Genomic DNA, 18,572 nt, shown 5'->3' with positions numbered 1-18,572 from the left:
GTGGCCAGGCCGTGACGCGCGGCGCGTCCGGCGGTTGTCGGCCTATTGTTGTGATCCCGCCTTGTGGGTGCTGCAGGCGTGGATTCCCAGCGGTTGCTGTCCGATCGGCCAAGCGTTCGTCAGGCAGCCTGGCGCGGACGGGGAGAGTGTGGGCGCCAGGCGAAGCGGGTTCAAATGAATGGTCAGGGTGTTGGCATAACCTTTGGTTATGGCCTTCACTCCAAGGGTAGGCGTGCGCGGATCCAGGCGGCGACCATGGCGGCGATTTCGGCCGCGTTGTCATCCATCATCAGCAGGTGGCTGTTTCCGGAGATGCCCATCGCGGGCAGATCCAGCGTATCCACCCGTCCCTGCGCCGCGCCCAGTCGGGACAGCCAGTGTTCGGCGGCCGAGCGGTAGCGGCGCCACAGGTCGCTGTAGTCGAAATGGTCGCCCCACACCACCAAGTGCGGGACTTTGGCCGCGCGGAGCGCGGCGACGCCGTCGACGGGAGGGGCGCCAGCGGGTTCGATCAAGACCAGGGCAGCAATGGTTTCAGGCATCGTGGCGGCGAGCTGGGCTGCATGCCGCGCGCCTTCGCTGTGGGCGATGACGATGCTGCGCCCGAAGCGGCGCAACAGGTCGCCATAGGCGGCAACGGTGGCGGTGGTGTTGCAGGTCCAGCGCGCCACGAACTGTCGGGCCAGTTGCTCGCCGTACTCGCTCGGAAAGCGCATCCCGGGGTGGATGGCGCCGTTGCGACCGCCATTGGGACCAAAGCGGAAGATTGACCAGGCCTGTTCCAGAGTGCGGTGTTCCGGCGGCAGCGGTGTGATGTCCGGATAGGGCGCCCAGGAAGCGCGGCCGCGTTCCACGGCATCGCTGACGCAGGTGTGGAAACCAAGCCGCATGAAGTGATCGTGCCAGCCGGGGCGCCCATCGGGCGTATCTTCCCAGGTGGCACCCGTCATGCCGCCGCCGTGCCAGAATAGCAACGGCGTTGGATGCGAAGGCCGTGCTTGTTCGAAATACTGGGCATACAGCTGGCCGACCAAATAGCGACCGTTGGGATCCGAGCCTCGCGCAGGCTCGCCGGGCACGGTTTCGATGGTGCGTGGCGGCAGGCCGTGCAGGTCCACCGCGTGCCCGCCGACATGGAACCCGCGCACGCGGCGCAAGGCAATTGCGTCGCCGGTTGCCAGGATGTCATCAGACGTGATCTCAGACGACATAGCGGATGGCGATCAGCGCCAAGGTGACGGTGATGGCGCCGCCAATGCGCGTGGATATCTGGGCGAACGGCATCAGCGCCATGCGGTTGGCGGCGGTCAGGATGGCAATGTCGCCCGTGCCGCCCTGTCCGCTATGGCAGGCGTTCACCACCGCTACATCGATGGGATACATACGCAGGCGGCGAGCCAGGAAGAAACCGGTGGCGATCATCGAGGCCACGGTGGCGAACACGGTAACCAGGGTAGGAAGCGTGAACGCGCTGACGAACTTGTCCCAGGGGGTCAACGCCACGCCCATGGCGAACAACAGCGGGTAGGTCACGACCTTGGCGGTGAAGGCATACAGGTCCTTACCCGCCCGCTCGATGTCAGCGGGGATCATGCGCAGCAGTTTCAAGGCCACCACCAGGATCAGCATGGCGATGGGCGCGGGAAAATCGTACAGCTTTTGGCCCAGTGTGCCCAGCAGATACAGGCCTACCACGGTCACCAGGCCGCTGCCCAGCGCCATCGGATTGAAGGGCGAGGCGCTGGTGTGGGAATCCGTGCTCGCCAGGGCTGCGTCCGGCCCTGGCTGTAAACGGCCCTCGCCTGTCAGGTGAGGGAAGCGCTTGCCCAGCAGGTTCAGCAGGCCTGACAGTATCACCGCGGTGAAGCTGCCCAACATGACCACGGGAATGATCTGGGCGAACAGCACAGGCTGTGGTTGTGACGTCAATATGGAATAGCCCAGCGATAGCGGGATGGCGCCTTCGCCCAGGCCGCCGGCCATGATCGGAATGACGATGAAAAACAGGCTGTGCATCCAGCTAAAGCCCATCGCGATACCGACGCCGGTGCCAACCATGGCGGCCACGACCGAACCGGCCGCCAGTGGCACGAATATCTTCAGAAAGCCAGCCACGAGCACCTCGCGCGGCATGCTCATGATGCTGCCGACGATGATGATGGCGATGTACAGGTAAAGGAAGTTCGAAACCTTGGTGAACGTCTGGATCGACTCGACCACGGGTGGCGGGATCACGCCATAGTAGGTCAGGGCGGACGGAACCACGAACGCCATGATGGCTGCGGCGCCCGTCACCGAAATCAGACGGATTCTGTTGCCCAATTCCATGAAGACGAAGCCGCCAAGCGCGAGGACGCCGATCGACATGGACAAGTCGGACGGCACTTTGCCCTTGACCGTCATGATGGCAACGACTATCAGCAATGCCGCGAACACTGGCAGGGGCACGACACCAATCCGGACGCACATCAGCCGCAGCCAGGTGCGTCGCCACGCTCTGTCGGAAAGGGGCGTGGCGTCATGGGTGGCGCGCGGCTGCGGCACGCAGGGGTGGGCTTGTCTCATCTCGCTTCCTGGTTGTTATGGTCGAAGCGGCGAATGTAGTCACGCGAGTAATAAATGTAAAATATGCCAAATTTATTCCACCATATGTTTTATCAATGGATGAGTTCGGCAAACTTCCTCTGACCATGCAGCACCTCATGGCGCTGGTCGCGATTGGCGAGGCCGGCAGCATGACAGCCGCCGCGCAGCGCCTGGATGTGGCGCAACCCGCGCTGAGCATTGCCATCGCCAAGCTGGAAGCCCGGTTGGGCACGGTCCTCTTGCATCGGGAGCCGCGTGGCGTCCGTATGACGGAGGCGGGACGTCTGCTGTTGGCACGTGCCTACGACATCCTGGCATTGACCCAGGCCAGCCTGAACGAGGTGGAGGTCCTGCGTCGCGAGCCGCAGGGCGAGATCGCCATCGGCCTGCCGTCGTCGACGGCGGCGGTGGCGGCCTTGCCCATCATCGAGCACCTCTCGGCCCGCTATCCGAAGCTCCGGTTACGTGTGGTCGAAGCGTTTTCCAGCTATCTGTGGAATTGGCTGCAAAGCGGCGATATCGACATGGCCGTGGTGTTCGACCGGGCCGCGACAATGGACCTGCATTGCACGCCCATGGCGCAGGAGACCATGCATCTTGTAAGCCGCCGCGATGCGCGAGCCGGCAAGGGCGTGGTGCGGATGCGCACGTTGGGCGAGTATCCGCTGGCGATGCCGTCGCGCGCCAACGGGTTTCGCGCGGCGCTGGAATCGCATGCTGAAAGACACGGCACGGTGCTGGACGTGGCGTTGGAGATCGACGCGGGACACCAATTGGTCAGGCTCGTCGCCAGTGGTCGCTATCACAGCGTGTTGGCTCCCTGCGCGGTGCGTGACGAGATCGAGGCCCGACAGGTGATCGCCCGACCCATCGATCCGCCGTTGGCCCGCACCGTCTGCCTGGCGTGGCGCAAGTTGGGCGGGTCGAATCCGGTGCAGCTAGTGGCGGACGAAGTGGTGACGCAATGCCGCCGCTTGATCGAAGCCGGCATCTGGCAGGCGAGCCTGCTGTAAGCCGGCGCCAAGTCATTCAGCGACCAGGGCAGCGCGCCGGCCGTGTTGCCGGCTGGCCGCCGATGCGCATGACCGACTTGCCGATCTGTTCGCGCGCTTCCAGCCGCGCATGGATGCGCTGCACGTCTTCCATTTCGTAGCGACCCTCGATGGCGATGTCCAGCGACCCTTCGAGCAGCGCGCCGAACACGGCGTCGGCGCGGCGCTGCACGGTGACGCCGTCCCGCATGTGGTCGGCCAGCCGCGGCCGCGTCAGGAACAGCGAACCGGCCTCGCCCAGTTCGATCGGATCCAGGTCGGTGACCGAGCCCGAGACATTGCCGTAGTTGATGACCAGGCCGCGCGCGCGGCAGGCGCGCAAGCTGTCGCGCAGGGTGGCCTTGCCGACCGCGTCGAACACCACGTCCACGCCCGCGCCGCCGGTGGCCTCGCGGATGCGGTCGGCGAAGCGGCCGTCGTCGTAGGGCAGGGCGTGGTGGGCGCCGCGCGCGCTGGCGACGGCGCACTTTTGCGCGCTGCTGGCGGTGGCGAACACGGTGGCGCCGCGCCGCGCGGCCATCTGCACCAGCAATTGGCCGATGCTGCCGGAAGCCGCGTGGATCAGGCAGGTGCTGCCCGGGCCCAGCCGGGCGATGTCCTCGACCAGGTAGTGCGCGGTGGCGCCCTGGAAGATCGCGGCGGCGGCCAGGTCGAACGGGATGGCGTCGGGGATCCTGGCGACCTTGGCCGCCGGCACGCTGGCGTACTCGGCGTAGCTGCCCCAGGCGATGCACCAGGCGACGCGGTCGCCGGGCGCCAGATGCGTGACGCTGGCGCCGACCGCGACGATCTCGCCGGCGCCTTCCATGCCGAGGGTGCAGGGCAGGCGGACGGGATAGGTGGTGGAGGCCGCGTACTTGCCCTGGCGGGTGTGCACGTCCATGAAGTTGATGCCGGCGTAGGCGACCCGCGCCACCACGTGGCCGGGCGCGGCATCCGGCATGGGACGGTCCGCGCGCATCTGCAGGACTTCGGGGCCGCCGTAGCGTTCTATCAGGATGGCTTTCACTGCGAAGGATTCCTTGTTGAGGGAGGGACGGCGCGCCGTGGCATCGATCGATGGCGGCCATCGTAGAAGGCGTGAATCGGTCTGGGAATTCCCCAGGAATTCACCGGGGGCGTGAGGAAATTGCCGGAACGGGCGCGCCAATGCGCGGCGGCCGCGTGCAATCGCGGCGGGTGTTGGTCTGCAAACAGGATTAAGTCCCATTATGATTTGGGCTATGCTGCGGCAGGCGCCGCCGTTGCAGCGTGCCGAACCGTTTTCCATTCCGCCGGCGGGCTGGCGCCCTGCGGCACGCGCAATCCCGAGAAGCCGATGTCCTCCCGTATCCTGTTCCGCCTTTGCCAAGCCGCCTTGTTCAGCGGCGTTCTCTGGAGCGCCGGTGCGCAGGCGCAGGCTCCGACGCCGAACGATGCGGGCGCGCCGGTCGCGCGTGGCGCGCAGCTTGTCGGCGAGACCGTGGCGGACCGGCCGTCGACGGTCTATCGCTTTGAAACGCACCGGCTCGATTCGGCCGATGGCAAGCGCCACTACCGCATCCAGATCGCCGTGCCGCGCCAGGCCGCGCCGGCCGGCGGCAGCGCGGTGTTGTACATGCTCGACGGCAACGCGGCGCTGGCCACGCTGACCGATGCCGACCTGCTGCGGTTGGGCGCGGGCGGGGCGCCGGTGCTGGTGGCCGTGGGCTACGACGTGCCGACGCGCAACGACGTGGTGGCGCGCGCCTATGACTACACGCCGCCCGTGTTCGAGCAGGGCGCGCGCCAGCCGAATCCGGTGGTGCTGGGCCGCGAGGGAGGCGGCGCGGACGAGTTCCTGGCCCTCTTGCGCGAACGGGTCAAGCCGCTGGTGCGCGGCCGCGCCGCGGTCGACGACAGACGCGAATACCTGTGGGGGCATTCCTATGGCGGCCTGTTCGCGCTGCACGTGCTGTTCACGCGGCCGGACACGTTCGCGCGCTACATCACGGGCGACCCGTCGGCCTGGTGGGCCGATGGCGCCCTGTTGCAGGAGTGGCGGCGCTTCGACGCGCGGCGCGCGGCCGGCAAGCGCGTGCTTGTGCTGGCGGGCACCAAGCCGCGCGATCCGGCGCGCCAGCGGCCCAATGCGCCGTCGACGCGGCCGGATGGCACGCCGATCGACCTGCAGCCTGCCGTGCGCGCGATGGTGGAAGGCCTGCGCGAAGGCGGCGCGGATGCCCGCTACGAGGCGTTTGCGCAGTTCGGCCATGGCGAGATGCTGCGGGTGTCGCTGGAGCGCGCGCTGCAGGTCGCGCTTGAACCCTAGAAGGCCATGGAAGCCGGGACCGGCTCGGCGCCGCGCCGGCGCATGGTAAAAGCGGCATCAGGATCCGGGAGTTTTCTCCCGCACGATCATCCCCGGCGTGAGTGGACAATCCGATGTTCGACTGGCAGGACCTGTATTACTTCACCGTCTTGGCGCGTACCCAATCGTTGTCGGCGGCCGCCCGTGAACTGCGGGTCGAGCATGCCACCGTGGGGCGCCGCATCGACGCGCTGGAAAAATCCCTGGGCCTGCGGCTGGTGGACCGGCTGCCGCGCAGCCGTCCGCTGACCGAGGACGGACGCGCGCTGGCGCGGCTGGCCGGCGCCATGAACGAGATCGCCACGGGAGTCGAACAGTTGTCGCGCATTGCCTCGATCGAGGTCGCCGGCACGGTCCGCGTCAGCGCGCCGCCGTCGCTGGCCAGCCACTGCATCGCGCCGCGGATCGCCGCGCTGCGCGAGCGGCATCCGAAGCTGAACGTGGTTCTGCTGCCGTCGCTGTCGCTGGTGGCGCTGGACCGCGGCGAGGCCGACATCGCCCTGCGTACCGTGCGCCCGGAAGAGGATGCGCTGGTGCGCAGGAAAATCGGCGTGGTGCGATTCGCGCTGTATGGCGGCGCCGGATACGCGGAGCAGCCCGCCGAGCAGTGGCGCTTCATCGCGTATGACGCGAGCGGCGACGCCCTGCCGCAACAGGCCTGGCTGCATCAGGTCCGCCGCCACCGGCCGGTGGTCTTTGCCGCCAGCGACCTGGCGGCGCAGCAGATGGCCGCGCGGTCAGGGCTGGGCGCCGTGGTGCTGCCCACGATCGTGGGCGACAGCGACGCCATGCTGCAACGGCTGGCGGTGGCGGGCGAGGCGCCGTCCCGCGATCTGTGGCTGGCGGTGTTTCCGGACTTGCGCCGGTCGCCGTCGGTCAAGGCGGTGATGGACTTCCTGGTGGAGTGCGTGCAACAGGAACCACGGCTACGCCCGTGACCGTCCTGCTCGCGGCTATTCGGGGGAGGCCGCGGCGCCCTCGGCCAGCATCTGGCGCAGGCGGGCGCGGCGACGTTCGAGGTCGGCGATCTGCCGTTCGACCGAGGCCAGGCGCTGGCGTTGCACTTCGGAGGTCTGCGGGCAGGCGGCCGCGCCCTCGATCATGCGCATGCAATCGGGAAAGCCCTGGATCTCGGCGAGACTGAAACCGGTTGCGATCAGGCGCTGGATCTGCCGCACCTGGCTGACCGCGGCGGGGGCAAAGTGGCGATAGCCGTTGTCGGCGCGCGAGGAGGCCAGCAGGCCGTGCGCGTCGTAATGGCGAATCGAGCGCAGGCTGGCGCCGGTGGCGCGGGCAAGGGCGCCGATCGACATCGGCTTGGCGGCGGGCGGGAGTGTCATGGCGAAGTTTCACGAGCCGGGCGCTTGACTCTAACACCGGTGTGAGGGTCGAGACTGCGATTCCCCTTTTGCCATCCAGGAGTCAGCCCCATGCCCGGCCAGCCTTTGTTCCGTCTATTCCGTCGCCTGCTGGCGATGATCGCCCTGCTGTCGGCGAGCGCCGCGGCATTGGCCGATGATCGCCAGTACACCGCCGTCGCGCCGGATGGCGTGACGCTTGCCATCCAGGAGTCCGGCGATCCGGCCGGCCCCGCCATCGTCTTCGTCCACGGCCTGCTGGGCAGCCGCCTCAGCTGGGAGGCGCAGTTGTCCAGCCCCCTGTTGCAGCGCTATCGCCTGATCGCCTACGACCTGCGCGGCCACGGCCAGTCGGGCAAACCGACCGCGCCGCAGGCCTACACCGATGGCCGGCGCTGGGCCGACGATCTGGCGGCCGTGATCGCCGCGTCGGGCGCGCGCCAGCCGGTGCTGGTGGGCTGGTCGCTGGGCGCCGCCGTGACGACCAACTACCTGGCCGCGTACGGCGACGGCGATGTCGCCGGCGCGGTCTACGTGGGCGGCGTGATCGAACTGGACGCCAGCCAGATCGCGCCGCATCCCGAGGTGTATCGCGGCATGGCGTCGACCGACCTGAAGACGCACCTGGACGCCGAACGCGCCTTCCTGGCGCTGTGTTTCGAGACGCAGCCGGACACGGCCACGTTCGAGCGGCTGCAGGCCAACGCCGCCCTGGCGTCGCCCGGGATGCAGGCCGCGGTGCCGCGGATGACGATCGCGGCCCGCCAGGGCCTGGGCGCGATGCGCAAGCCGCTATGGCTGATCTATGGCGCGCGCGATGCGCTGGTGCGCGCCGAGCCGTCGCTGGAACGCGCCAGGCAGTTGAGTCCGCGCGTGCGCGGCTCGGTATATGCGGCGTCGGGACACGCGCCGTTCGTGGAAGAGGCCGAGCGGTTCAACCGCGATCTGGCCGCGTTCGTCGACGCGGCGGGGCGCTGACGCCCGCCGGGGGCACGCGGTCGGTCGCGAGGACCGGTTCAGTTGCTCCCGGCCGGGGCGGACCGCTTGCTGGGCCGGGTGCCGATGTCGCCCGGGGTCGAGCCTTCGTCATCCACCGTGAGGCCGCCGCCACGCATGATGCCCTTGGCGATCTCGTCGGCGGACTTGCCGGCGAAGCCATGCTCGCCCGCGACGATGCGGAAGCTGTCGCCTTCTAGCGGGCTTTGCAGCGTGGCCGAGGACAGCAGCACGCCGTTCGAACGCAGCTGGATGCGCTTGCCGACGCGGTCGCGGGTGAAGTCCGCCAGGGCCTGGCGGCTGTCGGGATGCAGCACCACGTCGACATAGCGCATCGAGGTTTGCGGGTCGACGCCGGCGGTGGCTTCGTCGGCCCGCAGGGCCACGCTTTCGGCGTGGGAGGCGGCGGCCGCCAGCAGCAGCGCGGCGCAGGCGAGGGATCGGACAACGGTCATGGGCGGGCTCCGGGAAGCGGCGGATCGATGACGGCATCCTAGCCTCATCGACGGCGATGCGTATTACGACTTGTATGCGAACGCTGGCATTGCCTGCCGCCGGTGGGCTGGCGGGCATTTGGCCGCTAATATGGCGGCTCGATGATCGCCCCCCGGGCCGCGTCCGGCCACTGCAAGGAATCCCGTCACATGAAGCTGTCCGCCCCCTGGTTTCTGTCCTGCCTGCTGCTGGCCGGCGCGGCCCACGCCGGCTCTGCGCCGGCCGAGCTGTCGTGCGTTTCGGAAAGCGGCAAGGTGGCGCTGCGCGGCGCCATTCCGTCGCCGTCGTCCGAGGAGCTCAACCTGACGCTGACCTATGGAAACGCGACGCAGGGCTTCGACTCGGGCGATGCCCCGGCCTACGTGGTGGAGGATTTTCCGCTGGGCGTCTTCACCCTTGTCGCCCCCGGCGACGCCTGGCCGCTGACGCTGTACGCCTTGCCGGGCACCGTCGCGGTCAGGAAGGTTGCCAACGGGGATGTGGCCGGCACTTTCCAGGCCAAGCTGACCGGGCCGCGGCCGGGCGGCCCGACCGCCTCGGGAGCGGGCAATCCGCTCAAGGCGACCTTGAATTGCGACTACCGCTATTCGCTGTGAGGGCCGTCGCTCGCTAACGGGCGACGGACGAGGGGGCGACGGACGAGGCAAGGCTCGCGCTACCGGGTAATCCCGCTACCGGTTTTTTCGGCAAAATTTGTATGATGACCATATGACTATGCCGAGGGGGCGCGCATGCCGCAAGACTATTCCGCTGTCCGTCACCGCCCTGCGCGGGGCGCGCCATGAGCCTGGAAACCCGTATCCGCGAGGAGATCTGCACCGTCGGGGCCAGTCTCTACCAACGCGGCTATACCGTCGGCGCGGCCGGCAACATCAGTGCGCGCCTGGATGACGGCTGGCTGATCACGCCCACCGACGCCTGCCTGGGCCGACTCGATCCGGCCGAGCTGGCCAAGGTGGACCTGGCCGGCAATCCGGTTTCGGGCGGCAAGCCTTCCAAGACCCTGGCGCTGCACCAGGGCATCTACCAGGCCGATCCCGCCGCGCGCGGCGTGGTGCATACGCATTCGACGCACTTGGTGGCGCTGACGCTGGCCGGCGTCTGGCGCCAGGACGAGGTATTGCCGCCGATCACGCCCTACCAGGTGATGAAGGTGGGCCGCATTCCGCTGATCCCCTATCGGCGGCCGGGCGATCCGGTCGCGGCCGCGCAGGTGGCGGCGCTGGCGGCGCAGGTCCGGGGGGTGCTGTTCGAGCGCCTGGGGCCCGTGGTGTGGGAGCGGTCGGTGTCCCACGCGTCCCATGCGTTGGAGGAACTGGAAGAGACCGCGCGCCTGTGGCTGATGTCCGAGCCCCGGCCCGCGCCCCTGTCCGAGACGGCGGTCGAGGAATTGCGCGCCGTGTTCGGGGCGCGCTATTGATCCGCGCATTGCGCGGGCCGACGGCGCCCGCCACGACCTGAAGGAGCCGACATGCCGCGCCTGGCCGCGAACCTGAGCATGATGTATGCGGAACACCCGTTCCTGGAGCGCTTCGCCGCCGCCGCGCGCGATGGTTTCCAGGGCGTGGAGTTCCTGTTTCCCTATGACCATCCGGCCGCCGAGATCCGGACGCGGCTGCAGGCGCACGGCCTGACGCAGGCGCTGTTCAACGCGCCGCCGGGCGACTGGGCGGCCGGCGAGCGCGGTATCGCCGCGCTGCCGGGGCGCGAGGACGAGTTTCGCCGCGGCCTGGACCGGGCGCTGGAGTATGCCGCGGCGCTGGGCAACCGCAGCCTGCACGTGATGGCGGGACGGGTCCCGGCCGGGCAGGAGCGCGCCGCGCATCGCCAGGCCTACCTGCGCAACCTGGAAAGCGCCGCGCGCGCGGCCGCCAGCGCTGGCGTGACCATCGTGATCGAGCCGATCAATCCGCGCGACATGCCCGGCTATTTCCTGACGCGCCAGGACGAGGCCCAGGCCATCCGCGCCGAGGTCGGCGCCGACAACCTGCGGGTGCAGTTCGATTGCTACCACTGCCAGATCGTCGAGGGCGACCTGGCGGTGAAGCTGCGGCGCGACATGGCGGGCATCGGCCATATCCAGATCGCCGGCGTGCCGGACCGCCACGAGCCCGACCTGGGCGAACTGAACTACCCGTACCTGCTGGCGCTGGTCGACACGCTGGGCTACGCGGGCTGGATCGGCTGCGAATACCGGCCCAAGGGCGCCACGACGGCGGGGCTCGGCTGGGCCAAACCCTATCTCGCGGGAGGCGAGCGATGAAGATACTGATTACCGGCGGCGCCGGCTTCCTGGGCCAGCGCCTGGCGCGCAAGCTGTTGGAACAGGGGCGATTGGCCCTGGGTGGCGAGCGCGTGCCGATCTCCCAGATCGACCTGCTCGACGTGACCCGGACCGACGCCATCAACGACACGCGCGTGCGTTCGGTCGAGGGCGATGTCGCGGATCCCGATTGCCTGCGATCCCTGATCGGCGCCGATACGGCGGTGATCTTCCACCTGGCCGCCATCGTCAGCGGCCAGGCCGAGGCCGATTTCGACCTGGGCATGCGCATCAACCTGGATGCCTCGCGCGCCTTGCTGGAGGCCTGCCGTCGGCAAGGCCATCGGCCGCGCGTGGTGTTCACCAGCTCGGTCGCGGTCTACGGCGGCGCCCTGCCGGAAACGGTGCGTGACGACACCGCGCTCAATCCGCAATCCTCCTATGGCACGCAGAAGGCCATTGCCGAACTGCTGCTGGCGGACTACACGCGCCGCGGCTTCGTCGACGGCCGCGCGCTGCGCCTGCCCACCATCAGTGTGCGGCCGGGCCGGCCCAACGCGGCGGCCTCGTCGTTCGCCAGCGGCATCATCCGCGAGCCGCTCAATGGCGAGCCGGCGGCATGCCCGGTGGCCGCCGACACTCGCCTGTGGCTGCTGTCGCCGCGCCGGGCGGTGCAGGCCTTGATCGCCGGTTGCGAACTGGACGCCGGAGCGGTGGCGGATCGCCGGCCGATCAACCTGCCGGGCGTCTCGGTGACGGCGGCCGAGATGGTGCGGGCCTTGCGCGAGATCGCGGGCGACGCGGTGGCCGACCGCATCCGCTGGCAGGCGGATGCGCGGGTGCAGGCCATCGTCGGCAGCTGGCCGGGCCGCTGGGACACGGCGCGGGCGGCGCGCCTGGGGCTGGAGGGCGACAGCGATTTCGCCGAGATCATCCGCGCCTACATCGGCGACGACTTGCGGGGGCAGGCATGAGCGCAGTCAACGAAATGCGCCCGGTCGGCGTGATCGGCCTGGGCGCGATGGGGGCGGGCATCGCGCAGAGCCTGCGCCGCGCCGGTTGCCGGGTGCATGCCTACGACATCCGGCCGGGCGTCGCGGCGGCGTTCGCCGAAGAAGGCGGCGTGGCCTGCGCGACGCTGGCCGACATGGCCGTCGCCTGCGAGGTGGTGGTCAGCGTGGTGGTGAACGCGCAGCAGACCGAGAGCGTGCTGTTCGGCGAGGGCGGCATCGCGGCGGCCATGCGGCCCGGCAGCGTATTCGTGATGTGCTCGACGGTGGACCCGGCCTGGTCTAGCGGGCTGGAGGCGCGCCTGGCGACGTTGGGCATCCACTACCTGGATGCGCCGATCTCGGGCGGCGCGGCCAAGGCCGCGGCCGGCCAGATGACCATGATGACCGCCGGCACCGCGGCCGCCTATGCCGCCTGCGGCAACGTGCTGGAGTCGATGGCGGGCAAGGTCTACCGGCTGGGCGAGCGCGCCGGGGCGGGCAGCAAGGTCAAGATCATCAACCAGCTGCTGGCCGGCGTGCACATTGCCGTTGCGGCCGAGGCCATGGCGCTGGGCCTGCGCGAAGGCGTCGACGCCGATGCCTTGTACGAGGTCATCACCCACAGCGCCGGCAACAGCTGGATGTTCGAGAACCGCATGGCGCACGTGCTGGCGGGCGACTACACGCCACTGTCGGCGGTGGACATCTTCGTGAAGGACCTGGGGCTGGTGCTGGACACGGCGCGCCACAGCAGCTTTCCCTTGCCGCTGGCGTCCACCGCGCACCAGATGTTCATGCAGGCGTCGGCCGCCGGGCACGGCCGCGAAGACGACAGCGCGGTCATCAAGATCTTCCCCGGAATCACTTTGCCGGAGTCCGCATGACGATCAAACTGGGCTGCATCGCCGACGACTTCACTGGCGCCACCGACCTGGCCAACAACCTGGTGCGCGCCGGCATGCGCACCGTGCAGGCCATCGGCGTGCCGGCCCGACCGCTCGAGACGCCGGCGGACGCGGTGGTGGTGGCGCTCAAGACCCGCACGCTGCCGGCCGCCGAAGCGGTGGCGCAATCGCTGGCGGCGCTGGCCTGGCTGCGGGCGCAGGGCGCCGGGCAGATCTATTTCAAGTACTGCTCGACCTTCGACAGCACGCCCGCGGGCAATATCGGTCCGGTCGCCGATGCGCTGATGACGGCGCTGGATACGGATTTCACCATTGCCACGCCGGCCTTTCCCGACAACCAGCGCACGGTGTTCAAGGGCTATCTGTTCGCCGGCGACGTGCCGTTGAACGAATCGGGCATGCGGGATCATCCCTTGACGCCGATGGCCGACGCGAACCTGGTGCGCGTGCTGGCGGCGCAGACGCGGCGCAAGGTCGGCCTGATCGACTACGCGGTGGTGGCGCGTGGCGCCCGCGCGATTCATGATCGCATCGACGAACTGCGGCAGGCGGGGGTGGAGATCGCCATCGTCGATGCCATCTCCAACGACGACCTGCTGGCGCTGGGCTCGGCGGCCAAGGATCTGCCGCTGGTGACCGGGGGATCGGGCGTGGCCATCGGCCTGCCTGGCAATTGGGGGCTGGCGCCGGGCGCCGCCGCCGGGCTGCCGCGCGCAGCGGGCGCGCAGGCCGTGGTGGCGGGCAGCTGCTCGACCGCCACCCAGGGGCAGGTGGCCGCGTTCATCGCGACCGGCCGGCCCGCGCTGGCGCTGGACCCGCTGCGTATCGACGCGGGCGATGACGTCGTGGCGCAGGCGCTGGCCTGGGCCGCGCCGCGCTTGCCCGACGGTCCCATCCTGATCTATTCGACCGCCCGGCCCGACGCGGTGCAGGCGGCGCAGGCCAGCCTGGGCGCGGCCCGCGCCGGCGCCCTGGTCGAGGACGCGATCGCGCGGATCGCGGCGGGCCTGGCGCGGCTCGGGGTGCGGCAGCTGATCGTGGCGGGCGGCGAGACCTCGGGCGCGGTGGTGCGGGCGCTGGGCCTGGCGCAACTGGCCATCGGCGAGCAGATCGATCCCGGGGTGCCGTGGTGCGCCGGGTACGCGCAGGCGGTGCAGGCGCGCATCAGCATCGCTTTGAAGTCGGGCAATTTCGGGGGCGCCGATTTCTTCACGCGGGCGTTCCGCCCGACTGCCTGAGAACCGATCGCCGGCCCTTGCGCCGCGCCTTCGAAGGCGGGCGCGTTCAGCGATGCGCCAGGCGCAGGCGCTTGGCCGCGTTGACCATGTGGATGCGGGCGGCTTCGCGCGCCGCGTCCTCGTCCTGGCGCCGGATGGCCTCGGCGATGGCTTCGTGTTCGCGCAGCACCGCGCGCATCTGGTCGGCGTGGCGCGCCTCGTTGCCGCGCGTGACGCGGGTGGCGGCTTCGAGATACTGGCTGACGAACGCCAGCGTGGCGAGGAAGTACGGATTGCCGGTGGCGCGCGCGATGCTGCGGTGGAAGGCCACGTCTTCCTTGACGCCGTCGCCACCGTTGTCGACCGCGGTGGCGATGGCCGCCAGCGCGTCGTCGATGGCCGCCATGTCGCGCTCGCCGCGCCGGGCGGCGGCTTGTGCCGCGATTTCGGTTTCCAGCGCGCGCCGCAGGTCGACGATGTGCAGCACCGCGTCCAGCGAGGCCAGCTCGGCCGCGTCGATGCGCAGCGCGCGGTTGCCGTCGTGGCCGGTGACGAACACCCCGCTGCCCTGGCGCGCCTCGACGATGCCGTCCTGGCGCAGCCGCGACACCGCTTCGCGGATGACGGTGCGGCTGACGCCGAACTGCTCGGCCAGGCGGGTTTCGGTGGGCAGCTTTTCGCCGGGCAGCACGCGGCCCGCGTCGATCTCGGCGAGCAACTGCTTGGCCACCGTATCGGTCAGCGTGGGGGGCGTGTTGAGTCGGGGAAACGCCATGGCATGGGGCCGCGTAAGCAAGGCGGGTCACCGCCCTGGGAGTGGGGGCTCATGATAACCCGCCGCATCAGGCCGGCGCGCGGGCGCGGTTCAGGCACTCGATGAAAAACTGCGCGGCCGGCGTCGGCGGCGAATCCGCCCGGGTCAGGATCGACACCCGCGCCGCCGGCAGCGGATGCGCCAGCGGCAATATGCACAAGGACGTCGGCGCCAGCACGCGGTGCAGGCCGTTGCGCACGAAAAAGCCCACCGCGTCGCTCTGGTCCAGTATCGCCAGCGCGATGGCGATGGACTGGCACGGAATCACGTCGGTGGGCGGCGGCAGGCCGCGTTCCGCATAGGCCAGGCGCAGCAGATTGGTGGGCGTCTGGGTATTGCCGGGCATCAGCCACAGCAGGTCGCGCAGTTCGGCCAGGTCGGTGGCGTGACGCAGCGGATGATCGGCGCGCGCGCCCACCGCCAGCGGCAGGGTGAACAGCGTGGTGCGGGCAAAGCCGTCATAGATGTCGCCGTCGTATTCGGTCTGCACCACCAGGTCGTAGCGGCCGGTTTCCAGCTGTTCGTGGCTGTAGGGTGGCGCGACTTCATGGAAGGCCACGGCAACGCGCGCCATGCGGGCGCGAAACGCGGCCAGCGCGGCCGGCAGTATCGGCAAGACCGATGAACTGATGGCCAGGTTGAGCGTGCCGCCTTCGCCATCGCGCATCTGGTCGATGTCTTCCTGCGCCCGCCGGGCTTCCTGCAGGATCAGCACGGCGCGTTTGTGCAGCGCCTGGCCGTAGGGCGTCAGTTCGACCCCCTTGGCGCTGCGCCGCACCAGCTCGGCGCCCAGGCTCTGTTCCAGTTCGCGCAGGCTGCGCGTGGCCGCCGGCTGGGTCACGCACAGGGCGCGGGCGGCGGCGCGGATGCTGCCGTGTTCGGCGATCAGCACGAAGGCGCGCAACTGGCGCAGGTTCATCGGAGCGGGCACGGCGGGCTATAAGTAAAAGTCATCACTGCGTCAAAAATACTGTCTTTTGCGTTTCGCGGGCCATCCGTATATTCACTAGGCACGGTTACCGGAAACACGGGCCGGCACAGAGATCGGACATCAAGGGGAAAACATGTCTATCGCCATCGCGGCCGGCGCCGGCGCGCGCAGCCTGCATACGCCTTCCATGCGCCGGCGGGTCATCGCCGGCACCACCATCGGCAACGCGCTCGAGTTCTTCGACTTCACTGTATTCACTTTTCTGATGCTGGTCATCGGGCCGCTGTTCTTTCCGGCGGCCTCCAGTTACGGCCAGCTGCTGCTGACCACCGCCACGTTCGGCGTCGGCTTCCTGATGCGGCCGGTGGGCGGCATGCTGATCGGCTCCTACGCCGACCGCCATGGCCGCCGCGCCGCCATGACGCTGACACTGTGGCTGATGGGCCTGGGCTGTGCGTTGATCGCCGCCGCGCCCACGCACGCGCAGATGGGCCTGCTGGGGCCGGTCATGATGGTGCTGGCGCGGCTGATCCAGGGCTTTGCCGCCGGCGGCGAGGTCGGCGCCTCGACCACGCTGCTGGTCGAGCACGCGCCGCCGTCGCGACGCGGCTTCTATTCCAGCTGGCAGTTCGGCAGCCAGTCGCTCGGCGTGGCGCTGGGCGCGGTGGTGGTGGGCACGTTGACCGCCGCGCTCAGCGCCGAGCAGATGCAGGCCTGGGGCTGGCGGGTGCCGTTCGTGATCGGCATCCTGACGGTGCCGGTGGGCGCCTACATCCGCCGCAACCTGGAAGAGACGCTGCATGTCGACGAGGCCGGGGCGCGCCGGCCGAGCGCCGCTGGCCACCGGCCGCTGCGCCGCGTCTTCGCCGAGCACAAGACCGAAGTGGCCAAGGGCATCTTGCTGATGATCGGCGGCATGGTGTGCGCGCAGATCATCGGCTTCTACATGCCGTCGTACGCCCACCGCGAGCTGGGCCTGCCTGCCACCTCGACCCTGTCGGCCAGCGTGGTGGTGGGCGTGGTCGGTTTTGCGTGCGCGCCGCTGGTCGGCATGCTGGCCGACCGGGTGGGGCGCAAGCGCGTGATCTTCTGGTCGCGGGTGACGACCGTGGCGGTGCTGCTGCCGTGCTTCCAGTGGCTGGTGGCGGCGCCCAGCAGCGCGCGGCTGATGCTGGTGGTGGCGCTGCTATCGGTGCTGCTGGCGATGCAGTCGGCGCCGGGCATCACCATGCTGCCCGAATTGTTCCCCAAATCCGTGCGCACCACCGGCATGTCGGTGGTGTACGGCCTGGGGATTTCCGTGTTCGGCGGTTTCGCGCAGTTCTTCGTGACCTGGCTGCTGCACGTGACCGGCAATCCCATGGCGCCTGCCTGGTACCTGATGGTGGCGGTGGCGCTTTCCACGGTGGTGCTGTTCTGGATCCGCGACCGCACCGGCGACGATATCGACAACCAGGAGGCCTGATGCAATCCGCTAGCCCTTACTTTTCCCGCAGCTATGCTTTGGCGCGCGAGCGCTTCACCGTCGCAGCCCGGCCGCTGGCCACGCGCTTCGCGTCCTATGCCATCGAGCCCAAGGGGCGCGAAGGCGAGGACCTGGCCACCGACGTCGCCCTGATCGGCGATGCCGACGCCAAGCGGTTGCTGATCATGACCTCCGCCACCCATGGCGTGGAAGGCTTCTGTGGCTCGGGTTGCCAGCTGGCCCTGCTGGACGACGCCGAGATGCTCGAACGCGCGCGCCAGGCCGGCGTGGCGCTGTTGCTGGTGCATGCGGTGAATCCGCATGGATTCTCGTGGATCGCGCGCACCGACGAAGGCAATGTCGACCTGAACCGCAACGCCCAGCCGTTCGACGGCCAGCCGCTGCCCGCCAATCCCGGCTACGGACAGATCCATGAACTGCTGCTGCCGGCGCAATGGCCGCCGTCGGACGCCAATCGCGCGCAGATCGCCGCCCATATCGGCGAGCATGGCCTGCCGGCCTTCAAGCAGGCCGTGACACGCGGCCAGTACACGCACGCCGACGGCCTGTTCTATGGCGGCGACCGCCCGGCCGCGTCGCTGCTGAACTTGCGCCGAATCCTCCAGGAACATGCCGCCGGCTTTGCGCGGATCGGCTGGATCGATGTGCATACGGGGCTGGGGCCGCGCGGACATGGCGAAAAGATCTACGCTGGCCGCCGCGACGATGCCGAGGTGGAGCGCGCTCGCCGCTGGTGGGGGACCGACATCGCCGTGCCCTATCAGGGCACGTCGGCCTCGGTGGACATCACCGGGCACCTGGCGGGTCTGATCTATCAGGCTTGTCCGAATTCAGTGCCCACCCTGATGGCGCTGGAGTACGGCACGCAACCCTCCGAACAGGTGATCGATGCCCTGCGGGGCCGCAACTGGCTGCGCGCGCATGCCGACGCGGCGCCGACGTTGCGCGACCAGATCCTGCGCACGACGCTGGAGGCCTTCTATTGCGACGCGCCCGACTGGCATGGAGCGGTGCTGGGCCAGAGCCGCGTGGCGGTGCTGCAGGCGGTGCTTGGCTTGGCGGCCGGCTGAGTGTTGCCGGCAGGGCCGATTCCCGGGAATCGGCTTGTCTTGTCTCTGAGATGTTATATCATCCTTAAGTTTTCTGTA

At 69.3% G+C, this 18,572-nt stretch carries 19 protein-coding genes; 12 read left to right on the top strand and 7 right to left on the bottom strand.

Going from position 1 to position 18,572, the window contains the following annotated elements:
• Positions 1-215: 215 nt before the first annotated feature.
• On the bottom strand, positions 216-1,211 hold the full coding sequence (locus ACUTAG_RS12495; protein WP_222850759.1) for an esterase: 996 nt from the start codon (positions 1,209-1,211) through the stop codon (positions 216-218).
• A complete protein-coding gene (locus ACUTAG_RS12490) occupies positions 1,201-2,565 on the bottom strand; it encodes a 2-hydroxycarboxylate transporter family protein (RefSeq protein ID WP_082392035.1) in 1,365 nt (454 codons plus the stop codon). The genes ACUTAG_RS12495 and ACUTAG_RS12490 overlap by 11 nt, the downstream gene beginning before the upstream one ends.
• A gap of 95 nt (positions 2,566-2,660) precedes the next feature.
• Between ACUTAG_RS12490 and ACUTAG_RS12485 the strand changes: the two genes are divergently transcribed.
• A complete protein-coding gene (locus ACUTAG_RS12485) occupies positions 2,661-3,599 on the top strand; it encodes a LysR family transcriptional regulator (RefSeq protein WP_187378281.1) in 939 nt (312 codons plus the stop codon).
• Between the two features lie 16 nt (positions 3,600-3,615).
• On the opposite strand, the gene ACUTAG_RS12480 is transcribed toward ACUTAG_RS12485, so the two are convergent.
• Positions 3,616-4,647, bottom strand: a complete 1,032-nt coding sequence (locus tag ACUTAG_RS12480) for a quinone oxidoreductase family protein (RefSeq protein WP_446650206.1) — start codon at positions 4,645-4,647, stop codon at positions 3,616-3,618.
• Between the two features lie 309 nt (positions 4,648-4,956).
• Between ACUTAG_RS12480 and ACUTAG_RS12475 the strand changes: the two genes are divergently transcribed.
• Positions 4,957-5,928 carry an alpha/beta hydrolase gene (locus ACUTAG_RS12475; protein ID WP_006389968.1) on the top strand — a complete coding sequence of 324 codons (972 nt, stop codon included), beginning with the start codon at positions 4,957-4,959 and terminating at the stop codon, positions 5,926-5,928.
• Between the two features lie 113 nt (positions 5,929-6,041).
• Positions 6,042-6,905 carry a LysR family transcriptional regulator gene (locus ACUTAG_RS12470; RefSeq protein ID WP_020926031.1) on the top strand — a complete coding sequence of 288 codons (864 nt, stop codon included), beginning with the start codon at positions 6,042-6,044 and terminating at the stop codon, positions 6,903-6,905.
• Between the two features lie 15 nt (positions 6,906-6,920).
• Here ACUTAG_RS12470 and ACUTAG_RS12465 read toward each other — a convergent pair whose 3' ends face one another.
• The gene (locus ACUTAG_RS12465; RefSeq protein ID WP_006389970.1) at positions 6,921-7,307 is read right to left on the bottom strand and encodes a MerR family transcriptional regulator; all 387 of its coding nucleotides are present in this window, start codon (positions 7,305-7,307) and stop codon (positions 6,921-6,923) included.
• A gap of 90 nt (positions 7,308-7,397) precedes the next feature.
• Here ACUTAG_RS12465 and ACUTAG_RS12460 point away from each other — a divergent pair, with 90 nt between their 5' ends.
• Complete coding sequence (locus ACUTAG_RS12460; protein ID WP_148317369.1) at positions 7,398-8,303, top strand: alpha/beta fold hydrolase; 906 nt, start codon at positions 7,398-7,400, stop codon at positions 8,301-8,303.
• 38 nt (positions 8,304-8,341) lie between these two features.
• Here ACUTAG_RS12460 and ACUTAG_RS12455 read toward each other — a convergent pair whose 3' ends face one another.
• Positions 8,342-8,776 carry a SecDF P1 head subdomain-containing protein gene (locus tag ACUTAG_RS12455; RefSeq protein WP_054446826.1) on the bottom strand — a complete coding sequence of 145 codons (435 nt, stop codon included), beginning with the start codon at positions 8,774-8,776 and terminating at the stop codon, positions 8,342-8,344.
• A 189-nt stretch (positions 8,777-8,965) separates the two neighbouring features.
• On the opposite strand from ACUTAG_RS12455, the gene ACUTAG_RS12450 reads away from it, so the two are divergent.
• The 6 genes from ACUTAG_RS12450 (at position 8,966) to otnK (ending at position 14,214) form a co-directional block, all read left to right on the top strand.
• Positions 8,966-9,412, top strand: a complete 447-nt coding sequence (locus ACUTAG_RS12450) for a hypothetical protein (RefSeq protein WP_148317367.1) — start codon at positions 8,966-8,968, stop codon at positions 9,410-9,412.
• A 185-nt stretch (positions 9,413-9,597) separates the two neighbouring features.
• Positions 9,598-10,236, top strand: a complete 639-nt coding sequence (gene otnC, locus ACUTAG_RS12445; RefSeq protein ID WP_020926036.1) for a 3-oxo-tetronate 4-phosphate decarboxylase — start codon at positions 9,598-9,600, stop codon at positions 10,234-10,236.
• Positions 10,237-10,287: 51 nt separating this feature from the next.
• Positions 10,288-11,079: a 2-oxo-tetronate isomerase gene (gene otnI, locus ACUTAG_RS12440; protein WP_049050810.1), complete on the top strand. Its 792-nt coding sequence runs from the start codon at positions 10,288-10,290 to the stop codon at positions 11,077-11,079.
• Positions 11,076-12,053 carry a D-erythronate dehydrogenase gene (denD, locus tag ACUTAG_RS12435; protein WP_006389976.1) on the top strand — a complete coding sequence of 326 codons (978 nt, stop codon included), beginning with the start codon at positions 11,076-11,078 and terminating at the stop codon, positions 12,051-12,053. Before otnI ends, denD begins: the two co-directional genes overlap by 4 nt.
• A complete protein-coding gene (gene ltnD / locus ACUTAG_RS12430; protein ID WP_053500469.1) occupies positions 12,050-12,955 on the top strand; it encodes an L-threonate dehydrogenase in 906 nt (301 codons plus the stop codon). Before denD ends, ltnD begins: the two co-directional genes overlap by 4 nt.
• Complete coding sequence (gene otnK, locus ACUTAG_RS12425) at positions 12,952-14,214, top strand: 3-oxo-tetronate kinase (RefSeq protein WP_054507883.1); 1,263 nt, start codon at positions 12,952-12,954, stop codon at positions 14,212-14,214. Before ltnD ends, otnK begins: the two co-directional genes overlap by 4 nt.
• A 46-nt stretch (positions 14,215-14,260) precedes the next feature.
• Here the strand turns inward: otnK and ACUTAG_RS12420 are convergent, their stop codons facing one another.
• Entirely contained in the window at positions 14,261-14,968 is a 708-nt protein-coding gene (locus ACUTAG_RS12420; protein ID WP_006389979.1) for a FadR/GntR family transcriptional regulator, read from the bottom strand.
• A 67-nt stretch (positions 14,969-15,035) separates the two neighbouring features.
• Complete coding sequence (locus tag ACUTAG_RS12415; protein ID WP_223203263.1) at positions 15,036-15,938, bottom strand: LysR substrate-binding domain-containing protein; 903 nt, start codon at positions 15,936-15,938, stop codon at positions 15,036-15,038.
• Between the two features lie 133 nt (positions 15,939-16,071).
• Here ACUTAG_RS12415 and ACUTAG_RS12410 point away from each other — a divergent pair, with 133 nt between their 5' ends.
• Positions 16,072-17,403 (top strand): MFS transporter, encoded by a 1,332-nt coding sequence (locus tag ACUTAG_RS12410; protein WP_070540533.1) that lies wholly within the window; start codon positions 16,072-16,074, stop codon positions 17,401-17,403.
• Positions 17,403-18,494 (top strand): M14 family metallopeptidase, encoded by a 1,092-nt coding sequence (locus ACUTAG_RS12405; protein WP_148317365.1) that lies wholly within the window; start codon positions 17,403-17,405, stop codon positions 18,492-18,494. Before ACUTAG_RS12410 ends, ACUTAG_RS12405 begins: the two co-directional genes overlap by 1 nt.
• Positions 18,495-18,572: the final 78 nt, after the last annotated feature.

Source organism: Achromobacter sp. CSND-B12 (genome assembly GCF_052906545.1).
Note: the sequence above shows the minus strand (reverse complement) of the source record. Positions and strands in the feature narration are given on the sequence as shown.